Below are 18984 nucleotides of genomic sequence, written 5' to 3' on the forward strand. Positions count from 1 at the left end.
GGCCAGACTTATGCACTCCGGCGCGCACTTCGATCCGCAGCTCGGGCTGGATATTCACACCTACCCGTGGCCGCTGCCAACGCCGCATATCGGCATTGTTTTTGACGTGTTCGATTATCTGCCGCTGATTGGCACCACGGTGCACGTCAACAGCATTAAGCGTGCAAGTGCAGGAACGGGCGGCATCGCGGTACATATTCCGGTCGGCGGCGTCTGGGTGCCGCCGCTGCGCGCGCCGGGCGGCCCACAAATTGAAGACGAGCTGTTTATGGGCAGCAAAACCGTCTCGGTGGACGGCGAACCGTTCTCGCGCATCGGCATGCCGGTGCTGAGCTGCAACATTATTGGTCTGGTGCCGCCGTTTCGTCTCAAGCGCGCCGCCAAGCCAAAACCGCTCTCTCTCACCCTGCCGCTGACCTTTAACCTCGCCATTCCCAATAACGTCGTCGTTGGCGGCCCGCCGACCATCAACCTGATGGCGCTGTTGATGCGCGCCGGATTAAGCGGGCTGGGCAAGGGCTTTAAGAAACTGAAGAAAACGCCGAAGTGGCGGCTGTTTATGCGCCGCTTTCGCAAGCTGCGCCAGAAGCTGTTTCGTAATATGGACTCCGGCTTCCTCAAGTGCCGCGTGCTACGCGCTGAACCAGTGGATATTCGCGACGGCAGCGTCAGCCTGGAACAGCAGGATTTCCTGTTAGCGGGCCGTCTGCCGCTGGCGTGGGTGCGAACCTATTCTTCGGCAGATATTGAGGTTGAAGGGCTGTGCGGCTTTGGCTGGTCGACGCCGGCCGATATCCGCCTGGATGTGCTGGCGGAAGAGGGCGTCGCGATGCTGACGCAGCCGGAAGGGATGACGCTGTTTGCCGCACTGCCGCAGAGCGACGGGCGCGAACATGCCATTAGCGGTTTGCCTGAGGGCAGCCGTTTGTGGCGGGAAACCCGTGATGGCGAGGTGCTGTGGCGAGTAGACCAGGAAAGTGGCCCACTGCTGCACTTTAACGGTAAACAGGGTGCCCTGCCGATTGGCGAGATTGTCGATCGTAGCGGTAACGGCTGGCGATTTGAGCGGGAAGCGGGCGAACTACGGCAAATTCGCGAGTTCACCCATGCGGGGATGACCGGGCGCGACATCCTCGTCACGCAGGAGCGAAACCGTCTGCAGACGCTGCGTCTGCATAATGCGCTGGACGGCGAAATTACACCGCTTACCCGCTACGAGTATGACACCCACCGCCAGTTGAGCGCCGAGATCGATGCGCTGTCGCATCCGCGCCGTTTTGTTTATCAGCAGCGCCGTATGGTCAGCCATGTTGATCGCAACGGACAGGGGTTTCACTACCAGTACAACGAGGCCTGGCAGGTGATCCACGCCTGGGGTGACGGCGGAGTCTGGGATTATCATTTTGTATACCACGCGCTGCTCAACGAAGTGGAAGTCACCGACTCGCAGGGCGCTGTTTCGCGTATCACCTTTGACGAAAATGGCCTGCCCGTCTCAGAAATCGATCCGTTAGGCGGCAATACCGTGTTCCGCTATGACGATTTTGGCCGCACGGTGGAAGTGACCGAACCGGATGGCAGTACCCATCGCTGGGAGTATGACGAACAGGGGCGCATGACCGCCGAACAGCTGCCCGATGGTGGCGTGATTCAGGCGGTTTATGACGATGACGGGCAATTACTGGCGCTGACCGATGAGAAAGGCGCGGTCTGGCGATCGGAATACAGTGAGGCTGGCAATCTTACCCGCGAAATCGATCCCACCGGTGTCGCCACGGCGTATCAGTACGACGCCTTTGGCCAGCTTTGCGCGGCGAATGTGCCCGGCATTTCGCCCACGCGCTATTTCTATGATCGGTATGGCTTTCCGCAACGCATTGAACAGGCGGGCGCAGGCGCGATCCAGCTTCGCCACTCGGTACGGGGAACGCTGCTGGAGCGTATTGACGAAAGCGGGGGGACGACCCGTTTTCACTGGGATATGAAAGACCGTCTGGTGGCGACCACCGATCCGGCCGGCGGTGAAATACGTGTTGTCTACGATCGCGAAGATGACCCGCTTAGTTACACCGATGAGCTGGGGCGAACGACGCAGCTTCGCTATAACGGCAGCGGCATGTTGACGTCGTGCGAAACCCCGGACGGCGCGACGCTGAGCTTCCTTTATGATGCGGAAGATCGGCTGGTGACGGTGGAAAATCAAAATGGTCAACGCTGGCAACTGACGCGCGATGCGCTCGGGCGGGTGACGGAAGAGCATGATTATTGGGGGCAAGTGACGCGTTACGGTTGGGATAAGGCCAGCCGGTTGATACGTCGCGAGGATCCGCTGGGTCGCGAAGTGCGCTATGGCTATGACAAGAGGGGACGGCTGACTGAGCGGCGCAGCGGCGACACGTTACAGGTGAAATACCATTACGATCCCTGCGGGCGGATGGTGCTGTGTGAAAACCCGTGGCGGCGGCTGAGCTGGCGCTATGACGATGCCGGGCGTGTGCTGCTGGAAGAGCAGGATGGCTTTCAACTGCGTTACGGTTACAACGAACGCGGTGTGTTGATCACACGCGAAAGCGACAGTGGTCACCAGGTGCGTTATCACCTCGATGCGCATGAACGGCTGAGCCAGATACAACTTAACGACGATGCGCCCATTCTGTTCACCTACGACGAGGCCGGGCGATGCGTGAGCGAACAGCTCTCCAATGATGTCCTGCGTATCTTTAGTTTCGACAGGCTTGGGCGGCTAAGTTCCCAGCAGGTGCTGCAACAGGATTTACCGCTCTTCGCCTGCGGGTTTGCTTACGATCGCGCCGGGAATCTGACGTTACGGGAAGATAGCCAGTGGGGCAGCGATCGCTACAGCTACGATCCGGTGGGACGATTGATGGCGCATACGGCACCCGATGGCGCGCTCCGTCAATTTGTGCAGGATGCCGCCGGTAATCAGTTGCAGACGCAAACGCGTGAGGTGAATGACAGCGCGGGGGGATGGTTTCGCGAAGGCATTCACCACGGCGTGCGCTATGTGTTTGACCGCGCCGGTGAGCTACGCCAGCGGCGGGATAGCCAGTGCGAAGGCGAAAAAGAGGATTTTGTCTGGGATGACAACCGGCAACTGATCGCTGTGCGTAAAGGCGACAGTCTGGTGCGCTATGGTTATGACGGCCTGGGGCGACGGGTATTCAAGCAGACGGCGAGCGAAACACGCTGGTTCTACTGGCAGGATGAGGTGCTGGCGGGTGAAACAGTCACCGCGCGACAGGAGCCCCTGGCCGCGCTCAGTATTTTCGATACCGGCGGCAGGTTAAAACGGCAGAAAGCGCAGGCCAAACTTTTCAGTGAGATGCGGGAATATATCTACTACCCGGACAGTTTCTGGCCGCTGGCGCTACTGACGCAAGAGGAAGGCGTAAAACAGAGCTGGCACTACCACTGCGATCCCAACGGCGCGCCGGTAAGATTGACCTCGCCAGAAGGGGAGATTGTCTGGTCGGAGAAAAGCGGCATCTGGGGCGAGAAAGGGCAGGTTTACGCCAGCCGCATTGATAACCCGCTGCGTTTTCAGGGGCAGTATTACGATGCGGAAACCGGGTTGCACTACAACCGCTACCGCTATTACGACCCGAACATAGCGGCTTATATCAGCCAGGATCCCGTGGGGATGGTGGCGGGAGTTAGCGTGTATCAGTACGCGCCAAATCCGCTGGCATGGAGCGATCCGCTCGGCTTGCAGCGCTGCCTTGGGCTGCCGTCTACGCGCCCGCCCGGTGGCTCAAGGAAGAAATATAACCGCGCCAAAGGGCAAGGGTTATATATTCTGCATGAGAATGGCAAAATCCGTTACGTTGGGCGCGGTGATGCACCAACCCGTTTAAACGCCCATGCCAAAACGCCGGGTAAATCGCATCTGGAACAGCTGATCATTTTTGACAATAACTTAACCAAAGCTGAAGCTAAATTTCTGGAAGAAAAACTTATAGGTATGCATGGTGGTGCTAAATCGATGAATCCATTAACGAATTTATTGAACGATATCCGGTCTTACCGCCCCGGAAATAAAAATGCACCCACCTATAAAATCGCTGGCGATAGCTCAGCATGGGGTAAAGAAATCTTACAAGACGCGCTGTCTATCATAAGGGGTAGCATATGAGTCAAAAATACCAGGAAGGTGATATCTTTCTGATCCCAACCGCCGATGGCCGGTTTGCCGTGTGTCAGATCGTCTGTGCGTTAAAAGGGCGTTTTAAAAAGGCTTTCGCATTTGGCGTGCTAAGCATTCAGGCCGATAAAAGCATTCCGCAACACGATGAGTTTCTGCAATTTAAAAACTCACGAGGCATCACTAAGGTGATCTTTGCGGCGGTGGATAGCCTCAAAAGTGGTGAGTGGGAAATTATCGGTAATATCCCGCTGACGGACTGGAAAAAAGAGCTGCAAATATTCCACAGTGCCGGACATTTATACAATGGCGATGAATACGTTCGCGTGCTTGATAAAAGTGAATACAAGCAATTCAATGTGATGGGCGTGGCCGGTAACGAACTGGTGCAGCAATATCTGGCGCAACATTAATCCCTGAAGAAGTGAAGACGTTGCGCTTCACTTCTTTTTTTATTCCGGTATCTCATCAGGCGTGTCTTACCCCTTTTTATTTATATTGCCGCTTTGGATATTTTTTTATGTGGCGCTGAAAGGTGGCGATCTTTCACCGCGTTACACCATGGCGAAGTTAAAAAATAACCATACTCTGTTTAAAAATGATTCTTGAATTTAATGTGACCAAAAAATCGCAACTTTTATAGATCACAAAAGCGGGTGGTAAATAAGAGGTTCTTATTATTGCGTTATTAGAAGATTGGTAGTGAAAAGCGTAAATCGCTACGGGATTTCGCTTTCCATGAGAAAAATCGCAGCATTGAAGAACTGTGCATTTCTGGAGGCAATTCCGTTGCGTTTTAACCGGTCATAGGACACTAAAAATATTAAATTCTGCTACTTAACCGGCGAGGATAGGGAACTATAGTAGACATCTGGCACACTGCCACCAGTGGTCTTTTACCCCATCAAGACAATCCCATCTACCGTAAAGAAAAGATCCATCAGCGCTTCGCTAAATAGCCCTCAACCCATGAAGAAGATATATGCTTCACACGCATCTTTTTATTGTTTTAATTTTTTTAACTTCCGAGGATATATCTACGCACAAAAAGATCATGAATAATCCTGGGAATTTATTTTTTCATGATTAATCTTATTTATCTTTTTTGTCTATATATGAAGAATCCTAGATAATTATGGGAATTTAAATTTCACATCCGGTTTGTAACGCTTTTTTTATTTGATAAATCCAGAATAAAGTTCTGAAGGAACTTTTTATTTCTGGCTATTCCTTCCTGTATCCTTTTGAAATCGCCTTTGTTATTACATTTTTTCCCTATTTCGCACCGCAGAATTTCTGGCTGGAGTGATGTAAAAGGATCTTCTACGCTCTATTTCAACTTCCTCTTTCGGGCTGTTTCGCTGCCCGCCTTATTTATGAGGTAATGAAACTAATCCAGTGTTAAAGCGGTTAAACAACGCGTCTGTCTTTCCCGGCATGTTGTGAAAAAGCATGTTTTTCCTGAGGTTTACTTCGCCAGCATTTTTTAATGATGGTGCGGCTATCTGCTGTTTAAAGAATTTCGTCTGTCTCAAACCAACTTCTCTATTTAAAAAGTTGAGGGGATACCTTTATGTACGACTCCTATTACGATATCGAGACGATCTTAAGCAAAATTAATTCCTCCGGTACCCGCTCGACGGTGCTGGACGCCAATTCCCTGCTCGCCTCACTGATGCCCAACTCCTTTGCCGAGATCTGGGCCGGCTATCAGGACGTGTTAACCTGGGGCGAGGCGAACTACCTCAGCCGGTCAGTCCGCGACGCGCAGAAAAAAAACCTTGAAACCGAAGCGCGTATTTTCAGCCGGGCCAACCCGCAGCTGACCCGCGCGGTCAGGCTGGCGATTGATCAGAGCCGCAGCCTGCGGAATTACACAGACATCTTCGGCAACCGGGCGGCTCAGTATGTTTCGCCGGGCTCGGTGGCCTCGATGTTCTCGCCCGCCGGTTATCTGGCGGAGCTGTACCGTGAAGCCCGCGATCTGCATGGCTCCTATCATGCGCGCCATCTGGACAACCGCCGCCCGGATCTGACCCGTCTGGCGCTGAGCCAGGACAATATGGACGCGGAGGTCAGCACGCTGTCGATTGCCAACGACATTGTGCTGGGCACGATTGCCAGCCGTGAAGGGACGGACAGCGACGCGGTGATGGAAAAACTTGCCACCTGGCGCCTCTCCGGCAACATGCCATACCACCTGCCGTATGAAAGCGCGCGGCTGGCGGTGCTGCTGCAGGATCCAATGCTGGACGCCCTGGTGAATAACCCGGCGATTGCGCAGCAGGTGGATCTGTTATCGCTGCTGGCGATTGTGGCGGATGTCTCACCGGAGCTGTACAGCATCCTGACGGAAGCGGTCACGGCTGACAATGCGGCCGAGCTGTACACGAAAAACTTTGGCACCGTCACCCCCGATACATTAATGGGTACCTACATGCTGGCCGGTTATTACGATGCCAGCATGGAGGCACTGACATCGCTGACCGGCCTGCTGACGCACCATGATTTTTCGGAGCCGGTGCAGTACTACGCCAACAATATGCTGACCACACTGGTGGCGGGTGATGAAGGAACCGTGGGCGGCATCATGCAGATTGTCAGAAGCGATCAGACCGATCAGCTCAACTATATAGAACTGCTGCCCCAGGGCGGGGACAGCTACCTGGTGAATTTTAATTTCAAGTCCGTGTGGACGCCGGGAGAGATACTCTATATCGGTACACAAAGCGGGAATTCTTCCGATCTGTACAATGGAACGCTTCAGCCGCAGTCGAATGAACATATCAGTATTCCGGTCACACTTTCAGCAGAGCAGTTAACTGCGGGTGTCAACATTGGCATTTCAAGGGTCAGGCCCGATACGGGCCGTTATTATTACGCTGAGGCCAGATTCCAGCAGTACACCCTGTCCGCCGAGCAGTACCTGCTGTACCTGAATAAAATCATCCGCCTGTACAAGGCCTGCCACCTCACGCCGGAGCAGATGTACCTGCTGATTTATAACCATCCCGGCACGGAAATTTTTGACCCGGCGGTGCTGCCGCTGAGCTTCCTCACCTACTACTACTGGCAGCGCTACAGCATGCGCTTTGAGGACGCGCTGGTGCTGGCGGGCGGGCGCATCAGCGCGGTGGGGGTGAAAGGTGAGAACAGCTACTTCACCACGCTGTTCAACACCCCGCTGCTGAATAACCGTGAGTTCACCGCTGACGGCACGGCGGTGGACTTTGACGCCCAGGATGCGGACAGCCTGTTCCGGGTCAGCGCCATCAAGCGCGGTTTTCACGTCAGCGGCGCAGACCTGAAGGTACTGTGGCAGCTGGCGGCGGGTGAGGGCACGGCCTTCACCACGACTGCCGACAACCTGGCGGTGCTCTACCGCACGCACCTGCTGGCGGAGGTGCACCATCTGACGGCCGCTGAGCTGGCCCTGCTGCTGGCGGTGTCGCCGTGGCGGGACACGGCGCTCGCCTCGCTGGATACCGGCGGCTTCACCGGGGTGGTGAATTTTGTCTACAGCACCACCCGCTGGCTGACGGAGCTGGGGTGGACGACGGGTGACCTGTACCTGATGACCACCACGGAATACAGCACGGTACTGACGCCGGAAATCAGCAGTCTGATAGCCTCCGTGCGCGGGGCGGTGAGTACAGCGGATGCGGAGACGGACACACTGATTAATGCAATAGCGCCGGTGATAGCCGCCGCCGGGCAGCTGGACCTGACCGGCAAGGCGCAGAGCGTTCTGCGCTGGCTGGAGGCGTTAAAGCCGGGCGGGACGGACGTGAAGACGTTTGTCGCGCTGGCGCTGAAGGATGACCGCAGCGGGGCGGAAACGGCGCAGCTGGTGGCGTTCTGCCAGGCGCTGGGGCAGCTTGCGCTGCTGGTGCGCAGAACCAGTATCAATGACTACCTGCTGTCGGTGCTGATAAGCGATCCGTCGCGGTTCGAAAGCGGGGTGAGTGTTATCCCGCTGGATATCGAATCGCTGCGGCTGCTGGGGCGGATGAACCGGCGGATACTGCAGACCGGGAGCTACGCGCAGGAGTTGCTGGCGGCGCTGGAGGCGGGGACGCTGACCACGGCGCTGCTGGTGCAGGCGCTGGGGGCGACGCCGCAGGCGGTGGAGCAGGCGCTGGCGCTGGCGGACAGCGGGGCGGGCGGGGTTATCCGTTCGCTGACCACGCTGGATGTGACGCTGCAGTGGCTGGATTTTTCGGCGGCGCTGAACGTCACGCCGTCGACGGCGGCGGCAGTGGTGGCGCTGAAATACACGAACATCAGCGCGGGTAACGCGCCGTCGTTTGAGGCGTGGCTGGCGGTGAGCAACCTGCTGCAGGCGGGGCTGGACACGGAGCAGACGGTGACGCTGCACCGGCAGCTTGACGAGCTGACGAGCGCGGCGCTGAGCAGTTACTACATCCGGACGGACACCACCTCGGGGGTAACCAACCGCGAGCAGCTGTACGCGTGGCTGCTGATCGACGGCCAGGTGTCGTCGCAGGTGATGACGACGCGGGTGGCGGAGGCGATTGCCAGTATCCAGCTGTACGTTAACCGCTGCCAGAACGCGCTGGAGGCGGAGGTGGATCGCGTGGTGCTGACGCGGCAGTTCTTCACGGACTGGGACCGGTACAACAAACGCTACAGCACGTGGGCGGGGGTGTCGGAGCTGGTGTACTACCCGGAAAACTACATTGACCCGACGGTGCGCACCGGACAGACCAGCATGATGGATGCAATGCTCGGGACCATCGGGCAGAGCGAGCTGAGTTCTGACTCAGTGGGCGATGCGTTCAAGGGCTACATGGCGCAGTTTGAGAAGATAGCCAACCTGGAGATTGTCAGCGCCTACCACGATAACGCCAGTATGGAGGAGGGGAAAACCTGGTTTATCGGCAAATCAATGGTGGACGGGGAGAAGTACTACTGGCGCACGCTGCAGCAGAACATGCTGACGGACGGGAAGTACCCGGCGACGGCGTGGAGCGAGTGGCTGGAGATAGGCACGGGTATCGCGGCGTACAACAACATGGTGCACCCGGTGGTGTTCAATGACCGGCTGTATGTGGTGTGGGTGACAGAGCGTCCGGTGGCGGCGGACAATAACGGCACGGTGACAGAAGCCACGGATTATTTTATCAGTTTCTCCTACCTGCGCCATGATGGCACCTGGAGTACACCGTTTAACGAAAAGCTGTCAGATTATTTGACCTCTGCGGATATCAGTGCGATGTCTTCAAAACATCTTTATTGCTCCTTTCAGGGGGGGAGTTATTCTCAAATTCTGGTGATCTTTTACACCCCAGGAACCAGTGAAGCAGATAACCACACGTTGACGCTATCTGGGGTATCTATATCCGTAGAGCATAAACTGGCGGTGTTGGGCAGGCTGGATGATTACAAGGAATATATTTGGCGAGACTTTGATACGCAGAGTGAGCTACGGGTTAATTTTTTATATTCGCCAACTTTACCATTTATCGCCGGGGAGTTGGGTTACGAATGGGGATATGAATATTTGGCTCTGATGTATGGCGGAAGTTATAAAATTAATTATATCACTCTGGATGAGAAGGGAGAATATTTTACTATTTCATATGATATGCATGTTCGTTATACTTTTAATGGCTATGCTTCAGGTTCGTTCGGCGCTAACAGAAGGAACTGGATGGATTTTATTAAGTCTGTCCAGAGTGTTGGGCATGGCTATACTTTTTTTAAAACGCCGCTTAAATACAGTATAGCGACCGGATCCTATGAAGGTTATGCTGTTTATTTTAATGATAGAAGTAATAATATTGGACCGGCAAGTTTCTTAAAAACAGAATCTGCAGTTGATACGTTTATTGTTATTTCAAATGATGGCAGTAGATTTGAGACTTGGTTATCACCTTCATCATCTGAAACATATGGCGACACTTGGTATCTTGCCGCCAGAGCAGACCAATTAGGGGACATTAAAGAGATTTATAATTCCAGTAATCTTCGTATGCTTCAAAAGCCTGGTGACCCCATTGAATATAGCACCGTCGTTAATCCGGGGGATGTGGGTTATACAGTCACAAGCCCTAGTGGAGTTTATTCCCACAACAGCGGTACGTCGGCTATGGCCACGCCAGGCTGGGAAACTACCTACAGTTTCGTTAATCGTGTCACTACCTTTTCAACGTCTGAATTTAAGAACGGGAAAATGGATCTGGCTATTCGCTTTCACGCAAATAATGCGCTGGGGCAATCGCTGGGAGGGCAGGCTGCTACCGTTACTATTTATCAGTCATTAGCAACGCGGAAAATGTCCCTTTTGCGTACCGATACTGGTGTCCAATATTTGCAGCGTGGCCCCTATCGGGTGCGTATTAATACCCTTTTCGCGCGCCAGTTAGTGGCGCGGGCGAATCTGGGGCTGGATGCGGTACTGTCAATGGAAACCCAGCTGTTGCAGGAACCGAAACTGGGCAAGGGTAACTATGTGACCGTCACATTTCCGGCATATAACGATGCGGTTCATGGCTCGAATCCGAATGTGCAGCTCAGTATTTCACCACTTTCATCTTCATCAACAGATACAACCCGCTATACATTCTGGACGGGTATGTTGCAGAGCTTGCCATTGACTGTCCGGATTTTTGTGCCGACATCCCAGACTGCCTATGGCGATCCCATTCAGTTTCCAGAAAACAGGGATAATGGTCTTGCAGTTTTTCTTACTTGCCAGAAAGGCACCTATTACCAGGGTGTTTTTGCAAATATTACTGTGGCCGATCTCTCCCTTACAGGATTTACCTCTAATAGTGGAGCAGATACAACACGCGATGTATCTATTGTTGTTTTGACGGAGCAGAACAGCGAACCGATGGATTTCGCCGGCGCCAACGCGCTCTATTTCTGGGAGATGTTCTTCTACGTCCCGTCGATGGTGTTCCAGCGTCTGTGCAGGAGAGCAAATTCGACGAAGCCACCACCTGGATGAAATACATCTGGAACCCGGCCGGCTACTACAGCAGCGACGGCACGCCCGTACCGTGGACGTGGAACGTGCGCCCGCTGGAGGAGGACACCTCGTGGAACCCGGACCCGCTTGATTCCGTCGACCCGGACGCGGTGGCGCAGTCTGACCCGATGCACTACAAGGTCGCCACCTTTATGCGGGTGCTGGACTTGCTGATTGCCCGCGGCGACGCGGCCTACCGGCTGCTGGAGCGCGACACCCTCAACGAAGCCAAAATGTGGTACGTGCAGGCGCTGAACCTGCTGGGCGACGAGCCCTATGACTCGCTGGTCTACGGCCAGGGGAACTGGTCCAGCCCGGTACTGGGCGCCGCCGCCAGCCAGACGCTGCACCAGGCGTATCAACTGGATTTGCTGAACATCCGCACCCGGTCCGTCCCGGCAATAGAACCCCGCACGGCAAACTCGCTGCTGGGGCTGTTCTACCCGCAGCTCAACAGCAAACTGAGTGGCTACTGGCAGACGCTGCGCCAGCGGCTCTACAACCTGCGGCACAACCTGTCGATTGACGGTCAGGCGCTCTACCTGCCGGTGTATGCCGCTGCCGCCAGTCCGTCGGCGCTGCTGAGCGCGGCGGTGACCTCTGCCAGCGGCGGGGATTCGCTGCCGTCGGTGGCCCTGCCGCTGCTGCGCTTTCCGACGCTGCTGGAGAGCGCCCGTGGCGTGGTGAGCCAGCTTATCCAGTTCGGTAATGCCATGCAGGCGATTACCGAACGCCAGGATGCGGAGGCGCTGTCGGTGCTGCTGCAGACCCAGGGGGTGGCGCTGCTGAACCAGAGCATTCAGGTGCAGGAGCATGCCCTGGCCGAAATCGACGCGGATAAAGCGGCGCTGCAGGTGAGCCGCCGGGCGGCCGAGCAGCGGCGGGACAGCTACCGCAAACTGTATGACGAGAACGTCAACGCCGGGGAGACGCAGGCGATGAACCTGCAGCTCTCCTCCTCCATTACGGCGGAAGCGGGCAATGCCCTGCATATGGGGGCGGCAGCGCTGGATATGGTGCCCAATATCTACGGCCTGGCGGTGGGCGGCAGCCGCTACGGTGCCCTGCTGACGGCGTTTGGTATCGGGGTGCAGATTGCCGCCGATGGTCAGCGGATCGCCGCCGATAAAATCTCGCTGTCGGAAGTCTACCGTCGCCGTCGCCAGGAGTGGGATATCCAGCGCAACAACGCCGAGGCGGAGATAAAACAGGTGGATGCGCAACTGGCGTCGCTGGATGTGCGGCGTGAAGGGGCGGCGCTGCAGAAAGCGCAGGTGGAAACGCAGCTGGCGCAGACGCAGGCGCAGCTGGATTACCTGCAGGGCAAGTTCACCGGTCAGGCGCTGTACAGCTGGCTGCGGGGCACGCTGTCGTCGATTTACTACCAGTTTTATGACGCGGCGCTGGCGCGCTGCCTGCTGGCACAGCGGGCATGGCAGCTGCATTTTGCTGACGAGGCGACCACGTTTATCAGACCAGGGGCATGGCAGGGTAACTGGCTGGGCTTTATGGCGGGTGAAACGCTGATGCTGGGGCTGGAGCGGATGTCGCAGGCGTGGATAGAGCAGGATGAGCGGATGCTGGAGGTGAGTAAAACCGTCTCGCTGGCAAAAGTTTACAGCGGACTGGCAAGCGGAGCATTCAGCTTTATAGATGCGATCGGAATGATTAAAACCACTACAGTGAGTGAGGGAAGTGGCGGTAATACGTTGAAGCTTTCTGGCGGTGAACTGCAGGCCAGCGTAAAACTCGCTGACCTGAATATCGGGGGCAATTATCCGGCCGAGCTTGGCGCGCGGCGGCGTATCAAACAGATAAGCGTCACGTTGCCAATGCTCCTTGGACCCTATCAGGATGTGCGCGCGGTACTGAGCTACGGCGGCAGCGCGGTATTGCCGCAGGGGTGCAGTGCGCTGGCGGTCTCGCACGGTATGAACGACAGCGGTCAGTTCCAGCTTGATTTTAACGATGCCCGCTGGCTGCCGTTTGAAGGGATCCCGGTGGATGACAGCGGCACGCTGACCCTCAGTTTCCCGAGCGCGGATAACCAGCAGAAAGAACTCTTACTCAGCCTAACGGATATCATTCTGCATATTCGCTACACCATTACCGGCTAAATCGATGTCTTTATTTCAGGCTCCCTGCGGGGAGCCTGTGGGAGCGCAGCCATGCAAAACACAGATATTGTCAGGTCTGAAACTCTCTCGTTGCCAAAAGGCGGCGGTGCCATCTCCGGGTTAAAAGGGGATGTCGCGGGCGCGGGGCCGGACGGGGCAAATACCCTGAGTATACCGCTGCCGATTAATGCTGGTAGGGGGTATGCGCCGTCACTGGCGCTGAGTTATTACAGCCGAGCCGGCAATGGTCCGTTTGGGATGGGCTGGAGTGTCGATAATCCTGCTATTCGTCGGCGCTCGAAAAAAGGGGTGCCCAACTATAACGACACGGATGAGTTCCTTGGGCCGAACGGGGAGGTGCTCGTCCCGTTTCTTGCGGACGACGGCACGGCGAGTACGCGTACCGCCAGCGCTCTGCTGGGCGTTACTCTCGGTAGCGACTTTACCGTTCACCGCTACCGTTACCGCGTAGAAACAGATTTTAGCCGGCTGGAATACTGGGTAGAGACAGGCTCCGGCGGGCGCGATTTCTGGGTGCAGTACACACCGGACGGGCAGGTCTATCTCTTTGGCGGCAGCAGTCTGGCGCGCATCAGCAATCCGGCGACACCGGAAAATACGGGCATCTGGTTGCTGGAGTCGTCGGTATCGGCAACCGGTGAGCAGATCTACTGGATCTATCGCGCGGAAGATGAGACCGGCTGTGAGGCGTCAGAAACCGCCGCGCACCCCAACGTAACGGCACAACGCTACTTGTCTGCCGTCTGTTACGGCAACCGGGTCGCCGGGCGTGTTTTGGCGGGATTGACCTCCACACCTGCCCTTACTGACTGGCTGTTTATAGTGGTGTTTGATTATGGCGAGCGCACCGCCGATGCGGCCACCGCGCCTGCCTGGGTGGCACCGGGTTCCGGCGATTGGGCGAGCCGACAGGATTGTTTCTCAAGCTGGGAGTATGGCTTCGAGCTTCGTACCCGCCGCCTGTGTCGGCAAATATTGACTTACCATTTTACTGGCACTTTAGGCGGCAGTACCTCCGAGAGCGTCCCGCAACTGGTTTCGCGTATTGCGCTGAGCTACGAAGAATCGCCGATGGTGACAACGCTCACTGGCGTACAGCAATCGGGTCTGGCGCTGGATGGGACATTCACTTCGCTACCAATGGTGCAATTTTCCTGGAGTACTTTCGATCCTTTAACCTATGGACCCTTTTGGCCAGCGAGCAAATGGCAGGAACGTGACGATCTGGAAAACATGAATAGCTCTCAGCCATACCAACTGGTTGATCTTAATGGCGAGGGGCTGGCAGGCATTTTATACCAGGATAGCGGCGCGTGGTGGTACCGCGCGCCGGTTCGCCAGCAAGGTGATGATGCCGATGCCGTTACCTGGGACGAACCCACCCGCCTGGCGGCTATTCCCTCCTTGCGCGACGGTAGTATGCTCGCGGATTTGAATGGCGATGGCTATATGGAATGGGTCGTCAGTTCGGCAGGCGTCAATGGCTACTATTCGCGTACGCCGGAGCGGGGCTGGTTGAATTTCACACCGCACTCCGCCTGGCCGATAGAGTACCGACATCCGCGCTCCATGATGGCGGATATCACCGGCGCGGGGATGGCGGATCTGGCGTTAATTGGGCCGAAAAGCGTGCGGCTCTACGCCGGTACCGGCGATGGCTGGGAAAAAGCGCTGAATGTGCTGCAACCCACCGGTATCCAACTGCCAGTCCCCGGCACGGATGAGCGTGTGCTGGTCGCGTTCAGCGATATGGCGGGCAGCGGGCAGCAACATCTGGTGCAGATACGAAAACAGGACGTTCGTTATTGGCCTAATCTGGGTCATGGTCAGTTTGGCGAGCCCATTACGATAATGAGGTGGTTTTTTCCTTCGTCAATTGCCTTTAATCCTACCCAATGTTTTCTGGCCGATCTTGACGGCTCCGGCACTTCGGATGTGATTTACGCACTTAAAGATAGTGTGCTTATACAAATCAATCAGAGCGGGAACACTTTTACACAGCCTTTTGAAATTGCCTTCCCGGATGGGGTGCATTACGACAATACTTGCGAACTTCATGTCGCGGATATTCAGGGACTCGGCATTGCCAGCCTGATACTAACCGTGCCGCACCCGAAAGTGCGCCATTATGTCTGCCATTTATCAGAGGTTAAACCCTGGCTGTTGAATCAAATGCTCAACAATATGGGGGCGGAACATGATTTCACCTACCGCAGTTCGGCGCAGTTCTGGCTCGATGAAAAACAGGAGGCGGCGACGGCTGGCGCTCCCGTTCCTGCCAGCTATTTGCCGTTTGCGCTTCATTTGTTATCCCGCACCGATGTCACCGATAAAATTACCGGTAATCGCCTGGTGAGCACCGCCCGCTACCGCGCTGGCGCGTGGGATGGGAAAGAGCGAGAGTTCCGGGGGTTTGGTTATGTGGAAATTCAGGATACCGACACGCTCACAAGCCAGGGGACGACCACCGAAATTAGCCAGCCATCATTAACACGCAACTGGTTTGCCACCGGGATGGCGGTACTGGATGATCGTATGCCCGAGGCGTGGTGGTCTGGTGATAGCGGGGCATTTAGCCATTTTGTCACGCGTTTTACCTCCGGCGTCGGCGACAATGAACAGCCCTATACGCCAAATGATGATGACGATTTTTGGCTGCGTCGTGCGACAAAAGGCATGCTGCTGCGCAGTGAACTTTACGGTCTTGACGGCAGCGAGGCGCAATCAGTTCCGTATCAAGTGAGTGAGGCTCGCCCGCAGGTTCGCCTGGTGGCGGCCGCGGGTGAGGGGCGTTACCCGATTGTCTTGCCGCTTAGCGCCGAGACGCGCACGTATACCTATGAGCGGGTAAGCAACGATCCGCAATGCAGCCAGCAGGTAACGTTGACCAGCGACCAGTATGGTCAACCGTTATTTGCGATGACGCTTAATTACCCACGCCGTTCTAAACCAGCGACCAGCCCCTATCCGGATACGCTACCGGAGACGCTGTTTGACTCCAGTTACGATGATCAACAGCAGCAACTGGTAATTACTCGCCAGGAAAACCATTGGTATGGCATTGATGATATGGCATCCGGGATTTGGGTAAACGGCTTGGTGGATGCAATAAGGAGCGATGTTTACCTCTACTCTTCCGCACCGGCTGCAGGACTAACGCTGGAAGATCTTAGCCATTCCGGTGCGCCACTGGGAACACCTGCCAGCCAGGCGTTCGCAGGCTGGCACCAGCCATGGTATCTGGATGGCAATAACAACCCCACCTCAGAACTTCCGGCTTTCCCGCCACGTGTCGGTTTTACCGAAACGGCGGTACTGGATGCGGAAATGGTGGCCGAGTTGAAAGAGGATCTGACAGACAGTGTGCTGCAACAGGCTGGCTATATCTGGCTCTCGTTCCTTGGCGCGTGGGTCGTACATCGCAATATCACCACCTATGGCACGGCAGAGCATTTCTGGCTGCCGCAAACCGTGCGGGATTCTGAATTAACGGGGGCGATAACGCTCACCCACGATGCGCACGACTGCGTGGTGACCAAAGTGGTGGATGCCGCCGGGCTAACAACCCAGGCCGAATACGACTGGCGGTTTTTAACGCCGATTAAAATCACCGATGTGAACAACAACATTCATCAGGTAACGCTTGATGGGCTGGGGCGCGTAACCAGCCAACGCTTTAGCGGCACCGAAAATGGTGTGGCGGCCGGTTACAGCGATACGGATTTCACCCCGCCAACGACGGTTGATGAAGCATTGGCGCTGACACCACCGCTACCGGTGGCGCAGTGCCTGGTTTATGTCAGTGATAACAGCTCGGCTATGCCGCCTCATGTGTTGACGCTTACCACCGATCGTTATGATCAGGGCGACGGCAGTGCAGAACAGCAGATTCGCCAGACGGTCTCTTTCAGCGATGGTTTTGGCCGCGAACTGCAAACGTCTGTTCGCTTTGAAGCGGGCGAAGCCTGGCAACGCTCGGATGATGGAACGCTGGTTACTGAAACGGCGCAAACCAGTACTCGCTGGGCGGTAAGCGGGCGCACGGAGTATGACAACAAAGGCCAGGCTATTCGCACTTATCAACCCTATTTTCTTAATAGCTGGCAGTGGGTGAAAGACGATAGCGCGCGTACTGATCTGTATGCCGATACGCACTACTTTGATCCTCTCGGGCGTGAAAGAGAGGTTGTTACTGCCAAAGGTTATCTGCGGCGCACGCTTTACACGCCGTGGTTTATAGTCAGCGAAGATGAAAATGACACACTAAGCGAATAAGCGCGCTTTAATAAAACGGCTCTGTGGAGCCGTTTTCTATTTTTGTGAATAGCTGACTTTTACTCATTGCGCCCTATAAAAAGGATTCCTGAGGTTCTATTTTTTTGGGGCGGGGGAAGTCAGTAATAATACTTCCACCCGCAATTACGTAAAACGGCGCCGTTGCAACAGTTTTCGGCGCTATTCCGGCGCATTAGCCTGTAGCACCACGGACATGGGCGCACCCTTCCATGCTGAAGTAAACAAAAAACGGGAGCCGAACCGATGCTAAGCAACTTGCTGCGCGATCTCCCCGCCAGCGCAAATGGCGCGGAAACGTTTGACGATGTGCTGTTGCGAACCGATCTTAAAATCGAGCGCATTGTCTCTACCGGGCAGGCCAGCCCACCCGATTTTTGGTACTGCCAGCCACAAAGCGAGTGGGTGCTGATTCTTCAGGGGGCTGCGGGTTTGCACCTCGCAGGCGAAGCGCGAGAGCGGGTGTTGCAGGTGGGGGATTTCGTCAATATTCCCGCGCATTGCCGTCACCGGGTGAACTGGACACGCGCTGAACCGCCGACCATCTGGTTAGCGGTTCATTACGAATACCCGGCAGAAGAACAGCCCGAATGAGCCGTTTTCCTGAGCCACCGGATTTAACCCTTTGGCAGCAAAATCGGTTGCAGACGCCGCCACACGTGCGGCGTTGCCGCCCAGGTGTTATTGCCCTGCGTTAGCCCATTGTTGGCGAGAAAATCGTTATGCATCCCGCCCGCCTCTTTAATAAGGATCAGCCCCGCCAGCGCATCCCAGCTGTGCAGGTGCGCTTCGAAATAACCATGCACCAGGCCGGCGGCTACGTGCGCCAGCATTAATGCCCCTGCGCCGAAACGGCGGTGCTCCACACCATGTTCAAACAGGGTTTCGATGGTGTGCGTGTATTCGCGTGGCGGTCTGCGGCTGGAGCGACCAATGCCGAGCACCACCGCGTCGGCGGCGGGTTCGGTGAGGGTTAAGCGTTTATCATTTAAGAACGCACCCTTACCGCTTTCGGCGAAGAAAAACTCATCGCGATCCGGGGCGTAAATCACTCCCAGTTTAATGGCATCACTGCGCACATAAGCGACCGAAATGCACCAGTAATCCATGCCGAGAATAAAATTGGTGGTGCCATCAATCGGGTCGATCACCCATATGCCGTCGCTGCCCGGCTCAAGGCCGCGTTCCTCACCCAGCAGGCCGTCCCGCGGGCGTTCGGCTTTCAGCCAGGCGCGTAATTCGGTTTCAACATACACATCCGCCTGGGAGACAAAATCCTGGCGGCCTTTCTGTTCGATGGTCAGCCCGTTGTCACGCAACTGTTTCGCCTGCTGACCGAGACGACGAATCAATGAACACAGGGCGTGGGTAAACTCTTCTCTCATATCTGGACT

General features: G+C 55.8%; 7 protein-coding genes. 6 read left to right on the forward strand and 1 reads right to left on the reverse strand.

What is annotated here, in order from left to right; translation table 11 throughout:
• Positions 1-10 precede the first annotated feature (10 nt).
• The 6 genes from IP581_RS01585 (at position 11) to IP581_RS01610 (ending at position 18184) form a co-directional block, all read left to right on the forward strand.
• A complete protein-coding gene (locus IP581_RS01585; RefSeq protein WP_193821595.1) occupies positions 11-4153 on the forward strand; it encodes an RHS repeat-associated core domain-containing protein in 4143 nt (1380 codons plus the stop codon).
• Positions 4150-4575, forward strand: coding sequence for an immunity 26/phosphotriesterase HocA family protein (locus tag IP581_RS01590; protein WP_097401651.1), 426 nt, complete (start codon positions 4150-4152; stop codon positions 4573-4575). The genes IP581_RS01585 and IP581_RS01590 overlap by 4 nt, the downstream gene beginning before the upstream one ends.
• Positions 4576-5735: 1160 nt before the next feature.
• Entirely contained in the window at positions 5736-11138 is a 5403-nt protein-coding gene (locus tag IP581_RS01595) for a neuraminidase-like domain-containing protein (protein ID WP_193821596.1), read from the forward strand.
• The gene (locus IP581_RS01600; RefSeq protein ID WP_193821597.1) at positions 11099-13276 is read left to right on the forward strand and encodes a Tc toxin subunit A-related protein; all 2178 of its coding nucleotides are present in this window, start codon (positions 11099-11101) and stop codon (positions 13274-13276) included. Before IP581_RS01595 ends, IP581_RS01600 begins: the two co-directional genes overlap by 40 nt.
• 51 nt (positions 13277-13327) lie before the next feature.
• The gene (locus IP581_RS01605) at positions 13328-17572 is read left to right on the forward strand and encodes a SpvB/TcaC N-terminal domain-containing protein (RefSeq protein ID WP_193821598.1); all 4245 of its coding nucleotides are present in this window, start codon (positions 13328-13330) and stop codon (positions 17570-17572) included.
• Between the two features lie 264 nt (positions 17573-17836).
• Positions 17837-18184, forward strand: coding sequence for a cupin domain-containing protein (locus tag IP581_RS01610; RefSeq protein WP_193821599.1), 348 nt, complete (start codon positions 17837-17839; stop codon positions 18182-18184).
• A gap of 23 nt (positions 18185-18207) precedes the next feature.
• Here the strand turns inward: IP581_RS01610 and IP581_RS01615 are convergent, their stop codons facing one another.
• Complete coding sequence (locus tag IP581_RS01615) at positions 18208-18975, reverse strand: inositol monophosphatase family protein (RefSeq protein ID WP_193821600.1); 768 nt, start codon at positions 18973-18975, stop codon at positions 18208-18210.
• Between the last annotated feature and the right edge of the window lie 9 nt (positions 18976-18984).

The sequence above is a fragment of the Kosakonia pseudosacchari genome (assembly GCF_015167415.1).
Lineage (GTDB): Bacteria > Pseudomonadota > Gammaproteobacteria > Enterobacterales > Enterobacteriaceae > Kosakonia > Kosakonia pseudosacchari.